This window comes from Streptomyces sp. NBC_00461 (assembly GCF_036013935.1).
In the GTDB taxonomy this organism is placed as follows: Bacteria; Actinomycetota; Actinomycetes; order Streptomycetales; family Streptomycetaceae; genus Streptomyces.
Genome location: NZ_CP107902.1, coordinates 6,364,800 through 6,386,637, shown reverse-complemented (window position 1 = coordinate 6,386,637; position 21,838 = coordinate 6,364,800). Strand labels below are relative to the sequence as shown.

General features: G+C 70.8%; 18 protein-coding genes and 1 pseudogene. 11 read left to right on the top strand and 8 right to left on the bottom strand.

The genetic code is table 11. The features are described from left to right. Positions 1–27: 27 nt before the first annotated feature. Positions 28–2,211: a DEAD/DEAH box helicase gene (locus tag OG870_RS30015; protein WP_266592466.1), complete on the bottom strand. Its 2,184-nt coding sequence runs from the start codon at positions 2,209–2,211 to the stop codon at positions 28–30. 152 nt (positions 2,212–2,363) lie between these two features. Continuing rightward, on the bottom strand, positions 2,364–3,194 hold the full coding sequence (locus OG870_RS30010) for an oxidoreductase (RefSeq protein WP_266589703.1): 831 nt from the start codon (positions 3,192–3,194) through the stop codon (positions 2,364–2,366). Positions 3,195–3,273: 79 nt separating this feature from the next. Here OG870_RS30010 and OG870_RS30005 point away from each other — a divergent pair, with 79 nt between their 5' ends. Next, the gene (locus tag OG870_RS30005) at positions 3,274–4,197 is read left to right on the top strand and encodes a LysR family transcriptional regulator (RefSeq protein ID WP_266844114.1); all 924 of its coding nucleotides are present in this window, start codon (positions 3,274–3,276) and stop codon (positions 4,195–4,197) included. Between the two features lie 190 nt (positions 4,198–4,387). Here OG870_RS30005 and ychF read toward each other — a convergent pair whose 3' ends face one another. Continuing rightward, on the bottom strand, positions 4,388–5,476 hold the full coding sequence (ychF, locus tag OG870_RS30000) for a redox-regulated ATPase YchF (RefSeq protein WP_266520996.1): 1,089 nt from the start codon (positions 5,474–5,476) through the stop codon (positions 4,388–4,390). A gap of 199 nt (positions 5,477–5,675) precedes the next feature. Between ychF and OG870_RS29995 the strand changes: the two genes are divergently transcribed. Next, positions 5,676–6,278, top strand: coding sequence for a DUF6542 domain-containing protein (locus OG870_RS29995; protein ID WP_266520994.1), 603 nt, complete (start codon positions 5,676–5,678; stop codon positions 6,276–6,278). 8 nt (positions 6,279–6,286) lie between these two features. Here the strand turns inward: OG870_RS29995 and ppgK are convergent, their stop codons facing one another. Further along, complete coding sequence (ppgK, locus tag OG870_RS29990; RefSeq protein ID WP_266520992.1) at positions 6,287–7,039, bottom strand: polyphosphate--glucose phosphotransferase; 753 nt, start codon at positions 7,037–7,039, stop codon at positions 6,287–6,289. Positions 7,040–7,068: 29 nt separating this feature from the next. After that, positions 7,069–8,079, bottom strand: a complete 1,011-nt coding sequence (locus OG870_RS29985; protein WP_266520990.1) for a 4-hydroxy-3-methylbut-2-enyl diphosphate reductase — start codon at positions 8,077–8,079, stop codon at positions 7,069–7,071. A gap of 284 nt (positions 8,080–8,363) precedes the next feature. On the opposite strand from OG870_RS29985, the pseudogene OG870_RS29980 reads away from it, so the two are divergent. From OG870_RS29980 to OG870_RS29965, 4 genes and pseudogenes are all read left to right on the top strand, one after another. Continuing rightward, positions 8,364–9,541, top strand: a pseudogene (locus tag OG870_RS29980) (APC family permease); the annotation flags it as partial. A 212-nt stretch (positions 9,542–9,753) separates the two neighbouring features. Beyond that, positions 9,754–10,962 carry an exodeoxyribonuclease VII large subunit gene (xseA, locus tag OG870_RS29975; protein WP_266520983.1) on the top strand — a complete coding sequence of 403 codons (1,209 nt, stop codon included), beginning with the start codon at positions 9,754–9,756 and terminating at the stop codon, positions 10,960–10,962. A gap of 9 nt (positions 10,963–10,971) precedes the next feature. Further along, complete coding sequence (locus OG870_RS29970; RefSeq protein WP_266520981.1) at positions 10,972–11,205, top strand: exodeoxyribonuclease VII small subunit; 234 nt, start codon at positions 10,972–10,974, stop codon at positions 11,203–11,205. Between the two features lie 154 nt (positions 11,206–11,359). After that, on the top strand, positions 11,360–11,950 hold the full coding sequence (locus OG870_RS29965; RefSeq protein WP_266520979.1) for a malonic semialdehyde reductase: 591 nt from the start codon (positions 11,360–11,362) through the stop codon (positions 11,948–11,950). An 80-nt stretch (positions 11,951–12,030) separates the two neighbouring features. Here the strand turns inward: OG870_RS29965 and OG870_RS29960 are convergent, their stop codons facing one another. Beyond that, a complete protein-coding gene (locus tag OG870_RS29960) occupies positions 12,031–12,552 on the bottom strand; it encodes a DUF4245 domain-containing protein (protein WP_266520977.1) in 522 nt (173 codons plus the stop codon). Positions 12,553–12,679: 127 nt separating this feature from the next. On the opposite strand from OG870_RS29960, the gene glpX reads away from it, so the two are divergent. Further along, a complete protein-coding gene (gene glpX, locus OG870_RS29955) occupies positions 12,680–13,714 on the top strand; it encodes a class II fructose-bisphosphatase (RefSeq protein WP_266520975.1) in 1,035 nt (344 codons plus the stop codon). 94 nt (positions 13,715–13,808) lie between these two features. Here glpX and OG870_RS29950 read toward each other — a convergent pair whose 3' ends face one another. Both OG870_RS29950 and OG870_RS29945 read right to left on the bottom strand, forming a co-directional pair. Then, on the bottom strand, positions 13,809–14,183 hold the full coding sequence (locus OG870_RS29950; protein ID WP_266520973.1) for a WhiB family transcriptional regulator: 375 nt from the start codon (positions 14,181–14,183) through the stop codon (positions 13,809–13,811). Between the two features lie 182 nt (positions 14,184–14,365). Next, entirely contained in the window at positions 14,366–15,058 is a 693-nt protein-coding gene (locus OG870_RS29945; protein ID WP_266520971.1) for a DUF1707 SHOCT-like domain-containing protein, read from the bottom strand. Between the two features lie 180 nt (positions 15,059–15,238). On the opposite strand from OG870_RS29945, the gene OG870_RS29940 reads away from it, so the two are divergent. From OG870_RS29940 to OG870_RS29925, 4 genes are all read left to right on the top strand, one after another. Continuing rightward, complete coding sequence (locus tag OG870_RS29940) at positions 15,239–16,906, top strand: fumarate hydratase (protein WP_266520969.1); 1,668 nt, start codon at positions 15,239–15,241, stop codon at positions 16,904–16,906. Between the two features lie 273 nt (positions 16,907–17,179). Beyond that, positions 17,180–18,565 (top strand): class II fumarate hydratase, encoded by a 1,386-nt coding sequence (locus tag OG870_RS29935; protein WP_266844120.1) that lies wholly within the window; start codon positions 17,180–17,182, stop codon positions 18,563–18,565. Between the two features lie 73 nt (positions 18,566–18,638). Continuing rightward, positions 18,639–19,334, top strand: coding sequence for a cytidylyl-2-hydroxypropylphosphonate hydrolase (gene fomD / locus OG870_RS29930; RefSeq protein ID WP_266520965.1), 696 nt, complete (start codon positions 18,639–18,641; stop codon positions 19,332–19,334). A 367-nt stretch (positions 19,335–19,701) separates the two neighbouring features. Further along, positions 19,702–21,798 carry a SpoIIE family protein phosphatase gene (locus tag OG870_RS29925; protein ID WP_266520963.1) on the top strand — a complete coding sequence of 699 codons (2,097 nt, stop codon included), beginning with the start codon at positions 19,702–19,704 and terminating at the stop codon, positions 21,796–21,798. Positions 21,799–21,838: the final 40 nt, after the last annotated feature.

Sequence of the window (21,838 nt, the reverse complement as noted above, 5' to 3'; positions counted from 1 at the left end):
GTGGTGTGAGTGGGCGGCCGCTGACGGTCAGTCGACCGGTTCACCGGCCAGTCTGCGCTGCTCCTCCTCCACGATCCGGCGGGCGATCCCGGTGTCCGAGACGTCGACCGCGTCCGGTGTGGCGTCGGCGGTGTCGCTGCGGCGGGCATAGGCGTCGAAGAGGCGGTCCTTGTTCTCCAGGATGCGCAGCAGGCGTTCGTCCACGCTGTCCGTCGCGAGCAGGCGGTGCACCTGGACCGGGCGGACCTGGCCCATGCGGTGGGCACGGGCCACGGCCTGGTGTTCCAGGGTGGGCTTGACCTGCGGCTCGCACAGGATCACCACGGACGCCGCCTGGAGGTTCAGGCCGACGCCGCCGGCCTCGATCTGCGACAGCAGCACCGCGTGGCCGTCGACGGCCGTGAAGTCGTCGACCAGCCGCTGGCGTCGGGCGGCGGGCACGGAGCCGGACACCGGGCCGAGGACGCGCTCGCCCAGGGCTGCCTGGACGGTGGCGAGGACGTCGCGGAAGTACGAGAACACGACCACCTTCAGGCCGTTGTCCGCCGCCTCCGTGACCAGTTCGCGCAGCCGCTGCAGCTTCGCGGACTTCTCCGGGTCGGCGTACGCGGCCCGGCGCATCGCCATGAAGTTCCCCTCGGCGACCGCCGTACGGTACGCGTCCTCGTCGGCCGCGCCGAACTCCTCCCATTCGTCGACCTGCAGCAGTGCGGGCAGTTCGGTGAGCACGTCCTGCTGGTTGCGGCGCAGGTAGGCGGGCGCGACCGATCTGCGGAAGACGTACGGGCCGGCGACCGCGTGGCTGTCGCGTATGTCGGGGACCAGGTCCGGCTGGAGGTAGCGGACCAGGGTGCGGAACTCCTCGACGCGGTTCTCCATCGGGGTGCCGGTGAGGAACAGGACGCGGTCGCAGCTCTGCGTCCAGGCCGCGATGGATCTGGCGCGGCGGGTGTCGGGGTTCTTCACGTAGTGCGCCTCGTCGACGACGAGCATCCCCGGCTTGGCACCGTCCGGTGCGGACGCCGGCTTGGCGGCGTCCGGTGCGGGCAGGGTGTGCAGCAGGTCGAAGGTGGTCAGGGCGACGCCGCCGCGCTCGCGCCACTCGGCGTACGCGTCCTGGCGGTCCGGGCCGTGCACCGGCACCGCCCGCAGTGTGCTGCGGGAGCGGATCTCCCGCGTCCAGTTGATCAGCACGCTGGCCGGGCACACCACCAGGAAGTGACTGTGCCCCTCGGCTGCGAGATGGGCGAGCGCGGCGATGGCCTGGATGGTCTTGCCGAGGCCCATCTCGTCGCCGAGGACGACGCGGCGCTGGGCGAGTGCGAAGCGAGCGCCGAAGGACTGGTAGCCGCGCAGCGAGACGCGGCGGTGGGTGTCGTCGAGCGGCTGGGCGTGCACCCGCTCGGCCACCTCCGAGGGCAGGAAGCCCTCCGCGGCCGCCTCGTCCGTGCGGTGCTCGGAGACCTCGGCGAGCTGGCTGTAGAACTCGGCGGAGCGCAGCTCGAAGTCGACCCAGGCCTCGATGTCGGAGGCCGGTTCGCGCAGCAGGTCGGTGGCGGCCTGGGTGAGCTGGAGCCGGGTGCCCTTGGCGGCCGCCTCGGCCGTCAGCCTGCGCAGCTCCGCCGTGGCCGCGAGGGCGGCCTCCTTGCCGCGCCGCCCGGTGAGCGCCAGCCGCAGCCGGCTGGTCGCGGGGCGGGCCGTCGGCAGCAACTCGCGGAGTTTCCGTTCGAGTTGCTCGGCGGTGTCCACGGCCCGGCGCAGTTCGGGCCCGGCCTCGACCAGCCGGTGCAGCGCGACGACCAGTGCGGTGGTCCGGGGTTCGGGCCGGTCGACGTCGATCCGCACCGTGACCGTCTCCTCGACCGCCCGGGCGATCTGCCGGGCGGCGGCGAGGGCCTGGTCGGCGGTCTGGGCGCCGACGCCGGGGATCTGCCGGAGCTCGTACCGGCTCGCCTCGTACACGGCGCGCACCGAGGAGAGCCCGGCCGCCTCGACGGCCGCGAGGCGCAGCCGGCCCTCGGTGGCGTCCTTGAGGCGGGCGACCGGGATGCACTCCAGCTCCTTGGCGACGAGTTCGTCCCGGATCGGGGCCAGCGCCGAGCGGACCGCCTCCAGGGCACGGGCGTGATCGGCGAGCACGGTGCGGGCGGCCTCGTACAGCCGCATGCCCTCCGTGCACAGCTCGCGGGCCCGCCGCCCCACGGGCGGCATCCGCACCTCCCCGACCTCCACCTCCCCGACCTCCACCCTGCCGCCCCCCAAGTGCCGTCCGCCCCGGTACACACATCCTTGCACCGGGGTCTGACAGTGGGGGGCGGCTGTGGACAACCCTCTCCGACCCGCTCCAACCCGTTCCAACCCGCTCAGTCGTCGAAGGCGGTGGCGCGGGTGCGCTTCTCCCAGGCTGCGATCTCCGAGCGCACCTGGCCGAGCTTGCCGAGGACGGCGTCGACGGCGTCCTCGCCGAGCGGCAGGTGCAGCGGGGTCTCCTCGGCGTCGAGGGCGGCGAGGATGAGGGCGGCTGCCTTGGCGGGGTCGCCGGGCTGGGTGCCGTCTCCGCCGGAGACGAAGCCGCGGGTCCGGCTCACGCTCTCGTACAGGCCGCTGTCCGCGCTGACACCGGCGCGGCCCGTGTCGAACAGGGACGTACGGAAGCCTCCCGGCTCCACGACCAGCACCTTGATGCCGAACTCCCGCACCTCGTCGGCGAGCCCCTCCGACAGGCCCTCCAGAGCGAACTTGGTCCCGCTGTACGCGGAGAAGCCCGCGAAGGACATCTGTCCGCCCATGCTGCTCATCTGCACGATCGCTCCCGAGCGCCGCTCACGCATGTGCGGCAGCACCGCGCGGGTGAGGGTCGCGGGCCCGAAGACGTGCAGGTCGAACAGTTCGCGCAGTTCGGCGTCGGTGGTCTCCTCGAATGCGCCGACATGCGTGCGGCCGGCGTTGTTGACCAGGACGTCGATCCGGCCGTATCGCGCCACCACATCCTGTACGGCCGCCTCGGCCGCGGCGGTGTCGGTGACGTCCAGGGGCAGTGCCTCCAACTGGTCGGCGTGGGCCGCCACCAGTTCGTCCAGCGCCACGACGCGGCGGGCGGCACCGACGACCACGTCACCGGCGGCGAGGGCCGCCTCGGTGATGGCCCGCCCGAAGCCACTGCTCGCACCGGTGATCAGCCAGACCTTGTTCATGACTCCTCCTGGTCTCTTCGTCTGATCACGAGACTGCCGCCCGTTCGCGTTGCCCGTCCAAGACCTACGCTGATAACCAATGGCTATGACGACGGACGTTCATGTGCGGGACCTGCGGTACTTCGTCACGGTCGCCGAGGAACTGCACTTCACGCGCGCGGCCGAGCGGCTGTACGTCTCGCAGCCCGCGCTGAGCAAGCAGATCCGGGCGCTGGAACGGCAGTTGGGCGTCGAGCTGTTGCGTCGGGACCGGCAGGGCGTGGAGCTGTCCGAGGCCGGCGCGGCGCTGCTGCCGCACGCCCGGCGGGTGCTGGACGCGTGGGCGCGGGGCGCGGCCGTGGTGGAGGAGGCGCGGGCCGTGCAGCGCAGCACGCTGATGGTGGGCATGAGCACCAGCCCCGGCCGCGGCGGCCTGCTGCCCGCGATCCGCTCCCGCTTCACCGCCGCGCACCCCGACACCACGGTACGGCTGCGCCAGGCGAGTTGGGCCGACCCGACCGCAGGCCTGGCGGACGGCGACACGGACGTGGCCTTCGTCTGGCTGCCTCTGCCCGACCAGGACCGCTACGCCTGGGCGGTCGTCGCCGAGGAACCCCGCCTGGTCGCCCTCCCCGAGGCCCACCCCCTCGCGCCCCGCACGGAGATCGACTTCACGGACCTGGCCGACGAGCCCTTCCTCGCCCTCCCCAAGAGCGCGGGCCCGCTACGGGACTACTGGCTCGCCCTGGACGAACGCGCCGGCCGCCCACCCCGCGTCGGCGCGGAGATCGCGAGCACGGAGGAGACGTACGAGGCCCTGGTCGCGGGCCTCGGCGTGTGCCTGGTGGCCGCGGGCAACGTCCCCCTGATCACGCTGGGCGGCGTGGTGACCCGCCCGGTGCGGGGCGTGACACCCAGCCGGTACGTCCTGGCCTGGCGGAGGGAAGACCGCAGACCACTGGTGCGGGGCTACGTGGAGGCGTGCCGACGGGTGACGGAGCGGGAGCGGGAGCACGAGGCGTGATCCGGTACGTGACCCCGGCCCGCCTCCACCCCTCCGGAGTCAGTACTGACGCCGGTCGGAGCCGTGAAGAAAGTGGGAGCACGGGCCGTACGGGAAATAAGGCAGGGGCCCGACCTCGAACGGTCGAGCCCCTCTTGACCTGCACGTTTGCCAGATCAGCAATGCGGCGTCATGCAGTGTCACGTCACCACTACACGTTGAAGCGGAACTCCACCACGTCCCCGTCCTGCATCACATAGTCCTTGCCTTCCATCCGCGCCTTGCCCTTGGCGCGGGCCTCGGCGACCGAACCCGTCTCCACCAGGTCGGCGAAGGAGATGACCTCCGCCTTGATGAAGCCCTTCTGGAAGTCGGTGTGGATGACACCGGCGGCCTCGGGGGCGGTGGCGCCCTTCTTGATCGTCCAGGCGCGGGATTCCTTGGGGCCGGCGGTGAGGTAGGTCTGCAGGCCGAGGGTGTTGAAGCCCACGTGCGCGAGGGTGGCGAGGCCGGGCTCCTCGGCGCCGACGGACTCCAGGAGCTCCAGGGCGTCCTCCTCGTCGAGCTCGGCGAGGTCCGCCTCGAGCTTGGCGTTGAGGAAGATCGCCTCGGCGGGGGCGACCAGGGCGCGCTGCTCGTTCTTGAAGTCGTCGTCGACCAGTTCGTCCTCGTCGACGTTGAAGACGTAGAGGAAGGGCTTGGTCGTCAGGAGGTGCAGGTCGTGGAGGAGTTCCTCGTTGCCGGAGCCCTGGACGATGCCCTGCGAGAAGAGGGTGTCACCGCGCTCCAGGATCTCCTTGGCCTCCTCGACGGCCTTGACCTTGGGCCCGATGTCCTTCTTGATCCGCGACTCCTTCTGCAGTCGCGGCAGAACCTTCTCGATGGTCTGGAGATCGGCGAGGATCAGCTCGGTGTTGATCGTCTCGATGTCGTCCTTCGGCGAGACCTTGCCGTCGACGTGCACGACGTTCTCGTCCTTGAACGCGCGGATGACCTGGCAGATCGCGTCGGACTCACGGATGTTCGCAAGGAATTTGTTGCCCAGGCCCTCGCCCTCGGACGCGCCCTTCACGATGCCCGCGATGTCGACGAAGTCGACGGTCGCCGGGAGGACCCGCTGGGAGGAGAAGATTTCGGCCAGTTTCGTCAGCCGGGCGTCGGGGACGCCGACCACGCCCACATTGGGCTCGATCGTGGCGAACGGGTAGTTGGCCGCGAGCACGTCGTTCTTGGTCAGGGCGTTGAACAGGGTCGATTTGCCGACATTCGGCAGACCGACGATTCCGATCGTGAGCGACACGTTGCGACTTCCCGTACGTGAGAGACATCAGGGGACTGGGGCTGCGGGCCCGGTCCTTCTTCGGTGCGCGGGCGGGCCGATCCACCAGTCTACGGCGTACCCGTCGCCGCTCCGGCGCCCCGTCGAACGCTTGGCCAAGCTCGTCCCATCGGCGTGTCTGATGGGCGATTGGGCACATAAGCCGACCTAAGTTGGTCGGGTGGAGCAACACAGGTCGCGACCCCCGCACAACGGAACGCACCGCGGCACGCACCCGCTGCCGCCACAGGCGAGGCGCGAGGGAAGGGGCGGCGGTGCGGACGGCGGCGGGCGGCCTGCCGCACAGAGTCCCGCGACCGCCCGTCCCGCGGATCGACCGTCGGGGGTACGCAGGCCGGGTCCGCCGCTGTTCGAGGCGGTGCGGCGGATGCCCAATCCTCGGCTGACCGGGTTGGGCAGCGGTCTGTTCTGCGTGGCGATGATGTTCGTGCTCGGGTGCCTCGACCAGCTGATGTTCGGGGCGTCGCTGACCTTGTACGGCCTGCTGTTCCTGCCGGTGTGCCTGCTGACCGCGATCTGGACACGCAAGGGCGACCTGTTGACCGCCCCCGTCGTCGTACCGATCGCCTTCGCGGTGGGCCTGCTCCCCGTCGCCGACAGCGGCGGCGGGCTGGCCGGCCGGCTGATGGGTCTGGTGACCGCGCTGGCCACCCAGGCCGGGTGGCTGTACGGGGGGACGCTGGTCGCGGGTGTGATCGCGACCGTACGGAAGGTGGTCCTGCTGCGCCGCCGGACCGACCGGCACCGTCCCCCCACGCGATGACGCGTGTCCTAGTGCCCCGAGCCGTCCGCCGCGTGCATCGCCGCTCCCACGATTCCCGCGTTGTTCTGCAGCTGGGCCGGGACGATCTCCGCTTTGATGCCCTCGACGAAGTGCAGGAACTTCTCGGACTTACGGCTGACACCGCCGCCGATGACGATCAGCTCGGGCGAGAACAGCATCTCGACGTGGGCGAGGTACTTCTGCACGCGGTGGGCCCAGTGCTCCCACGTCAGCTCGTGATCTTCCTTGGCCTTGCTGGAGGCGCGCTTCTCCGCGTCGTGGCCGTGCAGCTCCAGGTGGCCCAGCTCGGTGTTGGGCACGAGGACGCCGTCGATGAACACGGCGCTGCCGATGCCGGTGCCGAAGGTCAGCAGGATGACCGTGCCCTTGCGGTCTTTGCCCGCACCGAAGTGCACCTCGGCGACGCCCGCCGCGTCCGCGTCGTTCACCACCGTCACCGGGAGGCCGCCCAGCCGCTCGCTGAACAACGCGCGCGCGTCCGTGTCGATCCAGCTCTTGTCGACGTTCGCCGCCGTACGGATGGTGGCTCCGCCGGTGACCACACCGGGGAAGGTGAGGCCGACCGGGCCGGTCCAGCCGAAGTGGTCGACGACCTGCTTCACGCCGTCGGCCACTCCGTCGGGCGTCGCCGGATGCGGAGTGAGCACCTTGCAGCGCTCCTGGGCCAGGTCGCCCTTGTCCAGGTCCACAGGGGCGCCCTTGATCCCGGATCCACCGATGTCAATGCCGAAGATCTGCATGGCTCTACGTTACGACGTACGACTGACAGTCACTCGTGCGAGGTACCCGTTCGCTCCGCGATCAGGGCCGCGGCCTCGTCGCGCAGATCGCGGCGCAGCTCCTTGGGCAGCGAGAACGTGATGGACTCCTCGGCCGCCTTGACGATCTCCACGTCCTCGAAGCCGCGCTGCCCGAGCCACTCCAGGACCTGCTCGACCAGGATCTCGGGGACGGAGGCGCCGGAGGTGACGCCGACCGTGGACACGCCCTCCAGCCAGGCCTCGTCGATCTCGTCGGCGAAGTCCACGAGGTAGGCCTCGCGGGAACCGGCGAGCTTGGCGACCTCGACCAGGCGCTTGGAGTTCGAGGAGTTGCGGGAGCCGACGACGATCACGAGCTCCGCCTCGGCGCCCATCTGCTTCACCGCGAGCTGGCGGTTCTGCGTGGCGTAGCAGATGTCGTCGCTGGGCGGCGAGATCAGCTGCGGGAACTTCTCCTGCAGCGCGTCGACGGTCTCCATCGTCTCGTCGACGGAGAGGGTGGTCTGGGACAGCCACACGACCTTGGAGGGGTCGCGGACCTCCACCTTGGCGACGTCCTCGGGGCCGTCGACGAGCTGGATGTGCTCGGGGGCCTCGCCGGAGGTGCCGATGACCTCCTCGTGGCCCTCGTGCCCGATCAGGAGGATGTCGTAGTCCTCGCCCGCGAAGCGGACGGCTTCCTTGTGGACCTTGGTGACGAGCGGGCAGGTCGCGTCGATGGTGGCGAGCTTGCCCCGTGCGGCCTCCTCGTGGACGACGGGAGCGACTCCGTGCGCGGAGAACATGACGATGTTCCCCTCGGGGACCTCCTCCGTCCGCTCGACGAAGATGGCGCCCTTCTTCTCCAGGGTCTGCACGACGTACTTGTTGTGCACGATCTCGTGCCGGACGTAGATCGGAGCCCCGTACTGCTCCAGGGCTTTCTCGACGGCGATCACGGCGCGGTCCACACCCGCGCAGTAGCCACGGGGAGCGGCGAGCAGGACACGGCGGCCAGGCGAAGCAGTCATGCGAACCATCGTAAGGCCGCGTCCGGCGAGTCGAAGATCGCGCCCCCGGGGAGTCTGGTCGGGGAGCGGGAGGGGTGGGGGAAGAACACGACGGGCGAGGCACTGACGGAGGCACGATGTCCGGGACCGGCACGGCGGCGCGCACCACCGGCGACGGGGACGACCTGCGGCGCAGCCTCGGCTTCCGGGATCTGGTGGTCTACGGACTGCTTTTCATCGCCCCCATGGCGCCCGTCGGCGTGTTCGGCACGCTGGACGCGAAGTCGCACGGAGCCGTCGCGCTCGTCTACGTCGTCGCCACGGTCGCGATGGCGTTCACCGCATTCAGCTACGCGCAGATGGTGCGGGTGGTCCCCCGGGCGGGGTCGGTGTTCGCCTACGCGCGCGTGGCGCTCGGTCAGGAAGCGGGCTTCGTCGCCGGCTGGATGGCGATGCTGGACTATCTGCTGATCCCGGCGGTCGCGTATCTCTTCTCCGGGATCGCGATGAACTCCCTTGTGCCGGAGGTCTCCCGGTGGGTGTGGACGGCGCTCGCGGTCGTCGTCACGACCCTGCTGAACCTGTGGGGCGTGCGGCGGCCCGGGTGGGCTTCCTGGTGCTGGCGATGGAGATCGTCGTGCTGGTGGTGTTCGCCGTGTCGGCGGTGGTGGTGCTGGCGCGGGACGGGGCGGAGCGGGGCTGGTTGTCGCCGCTGTCCGGCGATGGGACGCAGGGCGCCTTCGCACTGTCGGCGGTGATCGGAGCGGTCTCGGTCGCCGTCCTGTCGTATCTGGGGTTCGACGCGATCGCCACGTTCGCGGAGGAGGTCACGGGAGGGTCGGAGAAGGTGGCGCGGGCCGTGCTGTTCTGTCTCGCGCTGGCGGGTGTGCTGTTCGTGGCGCAGGCGTATCTGGTGGCGCTGCTGGAGCCGACGACGTCCGCGCAGCTGGCCGCCGATCCCGGGAAGCAGGGGACCGCGTTCTACGACGCCGTGGACGTGTCGGTCGGTACGTGGCTGCATGATCTGGTCGCGGTGAGCAAGGCGGTGGGGGCGGCGTTCGCGGCCTTGGCCGGGCAGGCGGCCGCGGGGCGGCTGCTGTTCGCGATGGGGCGGGAGCGGCGGTTGCCGCGGGTGCTGGCGAGGACGGATGCCGGGGTGCCGCGGGTGGCGCTGCTGTGTGCGGCCGTGATCACGCTGGTGGCGGCGGTGTGGGCGGCCCGGCAGGACGACGGGATGGATCACCTGGTGTCGGTGGTCGACATCGGTGCGCTGACGGCTTTCACCTTGCTGCACGCGAGCGTGGTGGGGTGGTTCGCGGTGCGGCGGGCCGGGGGGCCGGTGAGTTTGTGGCGGCATGTGCTGGTGCCGGTCGTCGGCGCGGGCATCACCGTCGCGGTGATCGTGGAGGCGTCCGGGGCCGCACAGGCGGTGGGGGCGGTGTGGCTGGTGATCGGGCTTGCGGTGCTGGTGGGGCAGCGGGGGCGGGTGTAGGGCCTTTCCTCGCCCCCGGGGCGCCGCACCTCAAGCGCATCCAGCCCGTCCGGCGTTCGAGGACGAGGCGTTCAGGCCGATCGGGGGTCTGGGGGCGGAGCCCCGGGTTCTGGGGGCGGAGCCCCGGGGTCTGGGGGCGGAGCCCCCAGGGCGACGGCCACCGCAGCGCCGGGCTCGGTCGTGTTGTCGGTGGCGGCCACTACGCTCGGCGCATGGCTCTCAACACGTCCGCGGAAGCTCCGCTGCCCGTCGGTGAGGTGTCGCGGCTCATCGGGGGATGGATCGACCGGCTCGGTGCCGTCTGGGTCGAGGGGCAGATCACTCAGCTCTCGCGGCGGCCCGGCGCCGGCGTGGTCTTTCTGACGTTGCGTGATCCCTCGTACGACATCTCCATCAGCGTCACCTGCTACCGGCAGGTGTTCGACGCGGTCGCCGATGTCGTCAGCGAGGGCGCGCGGGTCGTCGTGCTCGCCAAGCCCGAGTGGTACGCGCCGCGTGGGCAGTTGTCGCTGCGGGCCGCCGAGATAAGGCCGGTGGGCGTCGGCGAACTCCTCGCCCGGCTGGAGCAGTTGAAGAAGACGCTGGCCGCCGAGGGGCTGTTCGCACCTGAGCGGAAGACGGCACTGCCCTTTCTTCCGCAGCTCATCGGGCTCGTCTGCGGCCGCGCCTCCGCCGCCGAGCGGGACGTCCTCGAAAACGCCCGGCACCGCTGGCCCGCCGTCCGCTTCGAGGTACGCAACGTCGCCGTGCAGGGCGTGCACGCCGTCCCTCAGGTCGTGCAGGCGGTGAAGGAACTCGACGAGCTGGGGGACGTGGACGTGATCATCGTCGCGCGCGGCGGCGGCAGCGTGGAGGATCTCCTGCCGTTCTCCGACGAGCAGCTCGTCCGGGCCGTCGCCGAGTGCCGCACGCCGGTCGTCTCCGCCATCGGGCACGAGCCCGACACCCCGCTCCTGGACTACGTGGCCGACCTGCGCGCCTCCACCCCCACCGACGCCGCCAAGAAGGTCGTACCGGACGTGGGTGAGGAGTACGAGCGGGTGCGGTTGCTGCGCGATCGGGCCCGGCGGTGCGTCGAGGCCGTCGTCGAGCGGGAGGAGCGTGGGCTCGCGCATGCCCTCGCCCGGCCCTCGATGGAGGATCCGCACCGGATGATCGACGAGCGGGCCGATCATGTCGCCTCGCTGCTCGACCGCTCCCGGCGCACGCTCCGGCACCTCCTCGACCGCGCCGACTCCGAGCTGACGCACACGCACGCGCGCGTGGTGGCGCTCTCCCCCGCCGCAACCCTGAAGCGCGGGTACGCCGTGCTGCAGAAGGCCGACGGGCATGTCGTCCGCGACCCGGCCGAGGTCGAGGCGGACGAGACGCTGCGGGCGCGGGTCTCCGAGGGTGAGTTCTCCGTACGAGTCGACGCATAGGGTGGCCGGATGACCAGCAAGGTGGCGCAAGAGACGCTCGGCTACGAGCAGGCCCGGGACGAGCTGATCGAGGTCGTACGGCGGCTGGAGGCGGGCGGCACGACGCTTGAGGAGTCCCTCGCGCTCTGGGAGCGGGGCGAGGAGCTGGCCAAGGTGTGCCGGCGCTGGCTGGACGGGGCGCGGGCACGGCTGGACGCGGCGCTGGCCGAGGAGGAAGCGGCGACGGAAGAGTCCGGCGAGTAGCCGTACCGACGGTGATCTGTTGTGAGGCGGATCACCACACCCTGCGTTTCGTTGAAGCTTTAACTTTCTTCGTTCTTCGCGTACCTTCGTCTCGTAAGCCTATCCGGACCGCGGTCCGGTTGTAGCCCGGATGCCACCCCGAGGAAGTTCACGCATGTCTCTCGTTCTTGACCCCGCCGCCCAGGACCTGCTGTTCCGCGAGGCCCGTACCGCCAACACCTTCACCGACGAGCCGGTGACCGACGAGCAGGTCCAGGCGATCTACGACCTGGTCAAGTACGGCCCGACCGCCTTCAACCAGTCGCCGCTGCGCATCACCCTGGTCCGCTCCGCGGAGGCCCGTGAGCGCCTGGTGAAGCACATGGCCGAGGGCAACCAGCCGAAGACGGCCACCGCCCCGCTGGTCGCGATCCTCTCCGCCGACAACGAGTTCCACGAGGAACTGCCCACGCTCTTCCCGCACTTCCCGGCCGCCAAGGACGTCTTCTTCTCCGAGCGCCCGGCCCGCGAGGGTGCCGCCGGGCTGAACGCCGCGCTGCAGGCCGCGTACTTCATCATCGGCGTCCGCGCCGCCGGCCTCGCCGCCGGCCCGATGACCGGTCTCGACTTCGCGGGCGTCCAGAAGGAGTTCCTGGACGGCGACCACACCCCGCTGATGGTCGTCAACATCGGCAACCCGGGCGAGGACGCCTGGTTCCCGCGCTCCCCGCGCCTGGCGTACGACGAGGTCGTCACCACGGTCTGAGCGGCCACCGCGCAGGACGAAGGCCCCCGGCGACCACTGGACTCACGTGGTCGCCGGGGGCCTTCGTCACACACGTACGCCTACGACGTCTTCAGCGCCTGCGCCATCTCCGTCAGCTGCTGGAACGAGCCCGTGCCCGCGACCACGGTCGTCGAGCCCTTCCCCGTGAGCACGAGGGCGTCGTAGCGGCCGCCGGTGTAACGCGTCCACGTCCTGCCGTCGATGCGCTGGGTGGCCTTGGTCGCCGACGCGCCCTGGCTGGCGTCGTCGATGAACTCCGACGGACGCTGAGTCGACTGCTCGATCTGCACGTACTGGGCGTCGGGGGTGTGGAAGCCCAGGTGCCATGCGTCGAAGTTGTCGCCCTGGAAGCGGACCGAGGTGGCCTTCCAGTCCTTGGACAGGCCCTCGGGGGCGGCCACCGGGTAGGCCGCGGCGCGGCGTGCCGTGAGCAGCTCGACGCGGTAGTCGACCGGCTTGATGTCGGGAGCCGAGTCCTCGTGCGGGATGAAGACGTAGATGAGCGCCGCCGCGATCCCGATCAGGCCCAGGGAGAGGATCATGTCCCGGACCGTCTTCTGCTTGCCGTTCGAACCTGCCACGCCCTCTATCGTCGCAGGTACCCGGCCCGCTCATCCGTGGGGTCCCCTGCTCATTTTGTCGGACTGACGATAGAGTCGTGGGTCGAACCCTCATCCGGCCGTCGTCGTATCAGAAAGGTGCGCCTCGATGACCGAGAATCATCACTTGCCGTCCGAACTCGAAGTTCCCCGCGAAGCCCCTGACCGCAACCTTGCCCTGGAACTCGTCCGGGTGACCGAAGCCGCCGCGATGGCCGCGGGGCGCTGGGTCGGGCGGGGCGACAAGAACGGCGCCGACGGTGCCGCGGTGCGCGCCATGCGCTCCCTCGTCTCCACCGTGTCGATGAACGGCGTGGTCGTCATCGGCGAGGGCGAGAAGGACGAGGCCCCGATGCTCTTCAACGGCGAGCGCGTCGGTGACGGGACCGGGCCGGAGTGCGACATCGCCGTCGATCCGATCGACGGCACGACGCTGACGGCCAAGGGCATGCCGAACGCCATCGCCGTGCTGGCCGCCGCCGACCGCGGGTCGATGTTCGACCCGTCCGCCGTCTTCTACATGGACAAGCTGGTCACCGGCCCCGAGGCCGCCGACTTCGTCGACATCGACGCGCCCGTGTCCGTGAACATCCGCCGGGTCGCCAAGGCGAAGCGCTCCACGCCCGAGGACGTCACCGTGGTGATCCTCGACCGGCCGCGGCACGAGGGGATCATCAAGGAGATCCGGGAGGCCGGCGCACGCATCAAGCTGATCTCCGACGGCGATGTCGCCGGTTCGATCTACGCGCTCCGCGAGGGCACCGGCGTCGACATGCTGCTCGGCATCGGCGGTACGCCCGAGGGGATCATCTCCGCCTGTGCGGTGAAGTGCCTGGGCGGAACGATCCAGGGCAAGCTGTGGCCGAAGGACGACGAGGAGCGGGCGCGGGCGATCGACGCCGGGCACGACCTCGGCCGGGTGCTGACCACCGACGACCTGGTGTCCGGGGAGAACGTGTTCTTCGTGGCGACCGGGATCACCGACGGCGAGCTCCTGCGGGGCGTGCGGTACCGCTCGGAGACCGCGACGACCGACTCGATCGTGATGCGGTCGAAGTCGGGGACGGTGCGCAGGATCGACTCCGAGCACCGGCTCAGCAAGCTGCGGGCCTACAGCGCGATTGATTTCGACCGCGCCAAATAGCTCCGCCTCCGGCGTGCGGCGGAGCCACTCAGTGCGCGGAAAGGGGCACCCCCTGGTGCGGTGGGGGGCGCCCCTTTCGCGTGCGGTGGGCCGGTCAGCCGGCGGCCGCTATGCGATCCGCCCGCGCCGTCTTCTTCAGTTCCATCTCGCGGCGGCGGCGCCGGGCCAGGACGACGCGGCGCTCGGCGGCGGTGAGGCCGCCCCAGACGCCGTAGGGCTCGGGTTGCAGCAGCGCGTGTTCGCGGCACTCGACCATGACCGGGCAGCGGGCACAGACACGCTTGGCGGCCTCCTCGCGGGAGAGCCGGGCGGCTGTGGGTTCCTTGGAGGGAGCGAAGAACAGGCCGGCCTCGTCGCGCCGGCACACCGCCTCGGTGTGCCATGGAGCGTCTTGGTCCCTGTCCCGCACTGGCACCCGCTGGGCCAAAACGGCAGCTACCTGCAGGGACGAATGCGGCGGTTGCAGCACGGTCTACTCCTGACGACGGCTTCGCGAGCGAGCGACGATGCAGCAAGGCCTACCCGCTGTGCGCGCGCCTATGCACTGAGTTCCGAACCGCTGGGTTTCGGGTGCTCAGGCACGCGGCCGCGGCCCGGCCGTGTTCCCGGCGTGGACCGGTTCCCCCGGGAACACGGCCGGATTCACAACCGTCAACGATCCAGATGCTTGCGCAAACTCCTGTCGACCTTGTGCTGGACACGGTCGAGGATGTCGGCCACGAGCTTGCCGCGCTTCGGCCGCGCCTCGACATTGCCGAGGACGGCCCATCCGTCGACGTAGACGACCGGGGCGTCCGGATCCGTCGAGTCGAGGGTGTCCACCTCGAAGTTGCCGAGGACGCCGCCGCCGGTGCCGCGCAGCGACACGTTCTCCGGGACTCGGACCTCGACGTTGCCGAAGACGGAGATCGCCTTGATCACGACCTGCTGGTACTCGAAGAGCGCCTCGCTGAGGTCTATCTCCACGGTGCCGAAGACCGCGTACGCGTGGATACGGCGGCCCGCGCGCCAGCGGCCCTTGCGAGCGGCGCTGCTGAACACCGCCACCACATTGTCGTCGGGGTCCGCCGGGATCGCGCCCACCGTGGGCCGGTTCGGGGCCGCGGCGAAGGCCGGGGCCGCGCGGTGCCGGTGGGCGGCGGGCAGGTCCCGTATGTAGACCTCCAGCTCGCCGACCGTCTTGGCGGCGAGCACACCCTCCACCCGCTCGGCGTGCTCGTCGGCGGTCAGGCGCCCCTCGGCGAGGGCGTCGCGCAGGAGGTCGGCGATGCGGTCGCGGTCGGCGTCCGAGGCGCGCAGGTCGGCCACCGCGGGCGCGGGTTCGGTGTGCTTGTGAAGGTCCACGGCAGCAGCGTACCGAAACGCGATAGATCGCGACTAGCCCTCATCCGGACCTGTGGAAAATCCACACGGATCTCGAACTGAGCCTTACCTCACAAGCTCCCTGTCGGTGGCAGGTCCTACGCTGGTGAGCGCCCGCCAACGTCGGCGGGCCGTCGTCTGTCGAGTGAGGAATGGGCTGCGATGCCTGAGTTCGCGTACACCGATCTGCTCCCCATGGGAGAGGACACCACCCCCTACCGGCTGGTGACCTCCGAGGGTGTCTCCACCTTCGAGGCCGACGGGCGGACGTTCCTCAAGGTGGAGCCGGAGGCGCTGCGCAAGCTCGCCGAGGAAGCCATCCACGACATCCAGCACTACCTGCGCCCGGCCCACCTCGCCCAGCTGCGGCGCATCATCGACGACCCCGAGGCGTCGGGCAACGACAAGTTCGTGGCCCTGGACCTGCTGAAGAACGCCAACATCGCGGCCGCCGGCGTGCTCCCCATGTGCCAGGACACCGGCACGGCGATCGTCATGGGCAAGCGCGGACAGAACGTGCTCACCCAGGGCAGCGACGAGTCGGCACTGAGCCGCGGGATCTACGACGCATATCTGAACCTCAACCTGCGCTACTCGCAGATGGCCCCGCTGACCATGTGGGACGAGAAGAACACCGGCTCCAACCTGCCGGCCCAGATCGAGCTGTACGCCACCGACGGCGGCGCCTACAAGTTCCTGTTCATGGCGAAGGGCGGAGGCTCCGCCAACAAGTCCTTCCTGTACCAGGAGACGAAGGCCGTCCTGAACGAGGCCTCCATGATGAAGTTCCTGGAGGAGAAGATCCGTTCGCTGGGTACGGCCGCCTGCCCGCCGTACCACCTGGCGATCGTCGTCGGCGGTACATCCGCCGAGTACGCGCTGAAGACCGCCAAGTACGCCTCCGCGCACTACCTGGACGAGATTCCCGCCGAGGGCTCCGAGCTCGGTCACGGCTTCCGGGACAAGGAGCTGGAGGAGAAGGTCTTCGAGCTGACGCAGAAGATCGGGATCGGCGCGCAGTTCGGCGGCAAGTACTTCTGCCACGACGTGCGGGTGGTCCGGCTGCCGCGGCACGGCGCCTCGTGCCCCGTCGCCATCGCCGTGTCCTGCTCCGCCGACCGGCAGGCCGTCGCGAAGATCACCGCCGAGGGTGTCTTCCTGGAGCAGCTGGAGAGGGACCCGGCGCGGTTCCTGCCGGAGACCACGGACGAGCACCTCGACGAGTCCTCGGACGTCGTCCGCATCGACCTCAACCAGCCGATGGACGACATCCTCGCCGAGCTGACCAAGTACCCGGTGAAGACCCGGCTTTCACTCACCGGCCCGCTGGTCGTGGCCCGCGACATCGCGCACGCCAAGATCAAGGAGCGGCTGGACGCCGGCGAGGAGATGCCGCAGTACCTGAAGGACCACCCGGTGTACTACGCCGGCCCGGCGAAGACCCCCGAGGGGTACGCGTCCGGCTCCTTCGGGCCGACCACGGCCGGGCGCATGGACTCCTACGTCGAGCAGTTCCAGGCCGCCGGCGGCTCCAGGGTGATGCTCGCCAAGGGCAACCGGAGCAAGCAGGTCACGGACGCGTGTGACGCGCACGGCGGCTTCTACCTCGGCTCCATCGGCGGGCCGGCCGCCCGCCTCGCCCAGGACTGCATCAAGAAGGTCGAGGTCGTCGAGTACGAGGAACTCGGCATGGAGGCCGTCTGGAAGATCGAGGTCGAGGACTTCCCGGCGTTCATCGTGGTCGACGACAAGGGCAACGACTTCTTCCAGGATCCCGCTCCGGCTCCGACGTTCACGTCGATTCCGGTACGGGGGCCCGGGCTCGCGTAGTGCCTTTCGGGGCGGCCGGGGATGGAATTCGCCCCGCCGCCCCTACCCGTCCCATCACCAGGGGCTCCGCCCCTTCGCCCCCGCTGGGGCTGCGCCCCGGACCCCGCTTCGGCCTGAACGGCCTTGTCCTCAAACGCCGGACGGGCCGAGTGGTGCCGTCCGCGAAGCAGGGAGTCCGGCGCGGCGGGGACGAAGCGAATGTGAGATGTGTGTCACAGGGGTGGTGTGGAGTGTGGGCCGGAACATCCCCACCCTCCCGTTCGCTATACGGGCATGAGCGACTACCGCATCGAGCACGACTCCATGGGCGAGGTCCGCGTCCCCGCCGACGCCAAGTGGCGGGCCCAGACCCAGCGTGCCGTCGAGAACTTCCCCGTCTCCGGCCAGCGCATCGAGCGCGCCCACATCGAGGCGCTCGCCCACATCAAGGGCGCCGCCGCGAAGGTGAACGCGCGGCTGGGCGTGCTCGACAAGGACATCGCCGAGGCGATCCAGGAGGCGGCCGGGGAGGTCGCCCGGGGGGACTGGGACGAGCAGTTCCCGATCGACGTCTTCCAGACCGGTTCCGGCACCTCGTCGAACATGAACACCAACGAGGTCATCGCCACCCTCGCCACGGAGCGGCTCGGCAGGGACGTACACCCCAACGACCATGTGAACGCGTCCCAGTCGTCCAACGACGTCTTCCCCTCCTCCATCCACATCGCCGCCACTGCCGCCGTGACGCGGGATCTCATCCCGGCCCTGGAGCATCTCGCCGGCTCGCTGGAGCGCAAGGCGGAGGAGTTCGGTGATGTCGTGAAGTCCGGGCGGACTCATCTGATGGACGCCACGCCCGTGACGCTGGGGCAGGAGTTCGGGGGGTACGCGGCCCAGGTCCGGTACGGCGTCGAGCGGCTGTACGCCTCCCTCCCCCGCCTCGCCGAGCTGCCCCTCGGAGGGACGGCGGTCGGGACCGGCATCAACACCCCGCCCGGGTTCTCCGCGGCGGTCATCGCGGAGGTCGCCCGGGTCACCGGGCTGCCGCTCACCGAGGCCCGCGACCACTTCGAGGCGCAGGGCGCGCGGGACGGGATCGTCGAGACGAGCGGGCAGCTCAGGACCATCGCGGTGGGGCTGACCAAGATTGCCAACGATCTGCGGTGGATGGCCTCCGGGCCGCGGACCGGCCTCGCCGAGATCGCTCTCCCCGACCTCCAGCCCGGGTCCTCGATCATGCCCGGCAAGGTCAACCCCGTCATCCCCGAGGCGGTGCTCATGGTCGCCGCCCAGGTCGTCGGGAACGACGCGGCGGTGGCCACCGCGGGCGCCGCCGGCAACTTCGAACTCAATGTGATGCTGCCGGTCATCGCCAGGAACGTCCTGGAGTCCGTCCGGCTGCTGGCGAACGTCTCCCGCCTGCTCGCCGACCGCACCGTCGACGGGATCACCGCGAACCGGGAGCGGGCGCGCGAGTACGCCGAGTCCTCGCCCTCCGTGGTCACCCCGCTCAACAAGTACATCGGGTACGAGGAGGCCGCCAAGGTCGCCAAGAAGGCGCTCGCCGAGCGCAGGACGATCCGCCAAGTCGTCCTGGACAGCGGGTACGTGGAGCGTGGCGACCTCACACTGGAGCAGCTCGACGAGGCGCTGGATGTCCTGAGGATGACACATCCGTAACCTTTCGCCGCGCCCCCCGTGAACCGTGGCGCGCACCGCAGCGTCGTATGCCTGTGGCACCTAATATCTCTTCATGGCGGACGGTGGAGCGGTGAGAGCGGAAGTGGAAGCGGGCGGATCGACGGGCTTCTGGGCCGCCGGGACCCAGATCCTGTGGCGATACCGGGAGAACGGCGGCAAACGCTGCCACATCGCCCGCCCCGTCACCGTCGTCCGCGACGACGCCGACGTGCTCGCCGTCTGGCTGGCGCCCGGCACCGAGTGTGTGAAGCCGGTGCTGGCCGACGGTACGCCCGTGCACCTCGAACCGCTCGAGACCCGCTACACCAAGCCCCGCACGGTCCAGTTCGGCCGCTGGTTCGGCACGGGCGTGCTGAAGCTGGCCCGGCCCGGTGAGCCCTGGTCGGTGTGGCTTTTCTGGGAGCCGGGCTGGCAGTTCAAGAACTGGTACGTGAATCTTGAGTCGCCACTGGCGCGTTGGGACGGCGGGGTCGACTCCGAGGATCACTTCCTGGACATCTCGGTGCACCCGGACCGCAGTTGGCACTGGCGGGATGAGGACGAGTTCGCGCAGGCCCAGCGGGACGGACTGATGGACGCCCCGGTCGCCGAACGGGTGCGGGAGGCGGGGCGGTCCGCGGTGGAGGTGATCCGCGCCTGGGGCCCGCCGTTCTCGGACAGCTGGCAGCACTGGCGCCCGGATCCGTCCTGGGCTGTACCGTCTTTGCCGGAGGACTGGGACCGTACGCCCGCGCACGTGTCCTCATGAGACCCTTGATGCGCCCCCGGTCCACAACCGTAGGATCGTCCTCCACAAGTGTTCAGGGATCGGTGCGCAGCGCCGTCGTCGAGGGGCGGTGGCCGGGTGACGGGTGGGCACGCAGTAGCAACTCCCGGAGCATGCACTGGGCTTGACCGATCGTCACCGAGGGGCGGCAGGACGTGAGCGAGGGTTACGAGGGCGGCAGCGCTGCGAGCCGCAGACGGTTCGCCGACGGCACAGAAGCAGCCTCTGACCACGCGGGAATTCCGTTCCGGGGACACGTATTCCGGGTATCGGGATTCCTGCGGGACGAACTGCGCACCCGAGGCGCAGCCCCGGACGGACGGATTCGACACGCGTGACGGAGCACCCCATGTCCTTCGAGCGCCCACAGCCGGGCGCCGCCCCCGCGGACCCCCGCGGGGCGCTCCTGCACACCCCGACGCCGGCGCCCGCCGCCCCCGCAGCCGCCTTACCGGCACAGGGGCGCACCGGGGAGACACCGTCGACGCCGGGTACGGCCGCGCCGTGCAGCAAGGGAAAGGATCCGGCCTCGCCCCCCTCCGACATCACCGGCCCCGAGCACTCGCAGCCCGCCGCCGTAGAACCGGGCACCCATCGCCCGCGCCCCGCGCCCGAGTCCATCCCGGACCAGCCCGGCACCCAGCAGGACCGGGCGCAGGACGCCGGCGGCCAGGAGCGGCGTACCGGGCAGGGGCTGCTTCCGGGGCGGCCCACGCCCATGCGACGGGACGGCGACCGGCTGCGCTTCGTGGGCGCCGCGACGCGGCGGATCGCCCGTGGCATCGACCTCGACGAGATCGTCATGGGGCTGTGCCGGGCGACCGTGCCGACCTTCTCCGACGCGATCCTCGTCTATCTGCGCGACCCGCTGCCCGTCGGCGACGAGCGTCCCACCGGCCCGCTGCTGCTGCGTCTGAGGCGCACCGACCGGATTCCGGTGGAGCGGGACACCGAGGGCGGGTTCTCGCCGGCCCTGCAGCCGGAACCGCACGAGGTCTCGGGATTCGACACGGTCGGCGCCGAGCTGTGCGAGGTGCGGCCGGGCAGCGCGCTGGCCGACGTGCTGCGCGGGGTACGCCCGGTCTTCACGGACGCGCCCGCCGCCCGCGCCGCCCTGCCCGAACTCCTGGGCGAGGGCGGGGAGTTCTCGGTACCCGCCGGGCAGCGTGCGATCCTCGCCCCGCTGCGCGGCCGGCGCCGTGTGATCGGCGCCGCGCTCTTCCTGCGCCGCCCCGAGCGCATCGCCTTCGAGGCCGACGACCTCCTGGTCGCCGCCCAGCTCGCCACGCACAGCGCGCTCGGCATCGACAAGGCGGTGCTGTACGGCCGCGAGGCGTACATCGCCGACGAGCTGCAGCGCACCATGCTGCCCGAGACGCTGCCGCGCCCCACGGGCGTACGCCTGGCGTCCCGTTATCTGCCCGCCGCCGAGACCGCGCGGGTGGGCGGCGACTGGTACGACGCCATCCCGCTGCCGGGCAGCCGCGTGGCCCTCGTCGTCGGCGACGTGATGGGCCACTCGATGACGTCGGCGGCCATCATGGGCCAGCTGCGCACCACCGCCCAGACCCTGGCCGGCCTGGACCTGCCCCCGCAGGAGGTGCTGCACCATCTGGACGAACAGGCGCAGCGCCTGGGCACCGACCGGATGGCGACCTGCCTGTACGCGGTCTACGACCCGGTCTCGCACCGCATCACCATCGCCAACGCCGGCCATCCGCCGCCGGTCCTGCTGCACCTGGGCGGCCGCGCCGAGGTGCTGCGGGTGCCGCCGGGGGCGCCGATCGGTGTGGGCGGCGTCGACTTCGAGGCCGTCGAGCTCGACGCGCCGGCCGGGGCGACCCTGCTCCTGTACACCGACGGGCTGGTGGAGTCGCGGCTGCGGGACGTGTGGACCGGGATAGAGCAGCTGCGCGAGAAGCTCGCCGCGACCGCGCAGCTGACCGGACCCGACCATCCGCCGCCGCTCGAAGCCCTGTGCGACGAGGTCCTCGACATGCTCGGTCCGGGCGACCGGGACGACGACATCGCGCTGCTCGCCGCCCGCTTCGACGGGATCGCGCCGAGCGACGTGGCGTACTGGTTCCTGGAGCCCGAGGACGCGGCGCCCGGGCGGGCGCGACGGCTCGCGCGGCGCGCGCTGTCGCGGTGGGACATGGAGGACCTCAGCGACTCCGTGGAGCTGCTCGTCAGCGAGGTCGTGACGAACGCGGTGCGGTACGCGACCCGGCCGGTCACGCTTCGTCTGCTGCGCACCGACGTGCTGCGGTGCGAGGTCGGCGACGACGTACCGCAGCTGCCGCGGCTGAGGCAGGCGCGGGCGACGGATGAGGGTGGGCGTGGGCTCTACCTCGTCAACAAGCTGGCCCGGCGGTGGGGGGCGACCCGGCTGAGCACCGGGAAGGTGGTCTGGTTCGAGCTGGGCAGGAGCGCTCCGCAGGGCTGACCACCGTTTCGAAAGCGCGAAGGGCGCCCGGCATCTTGCC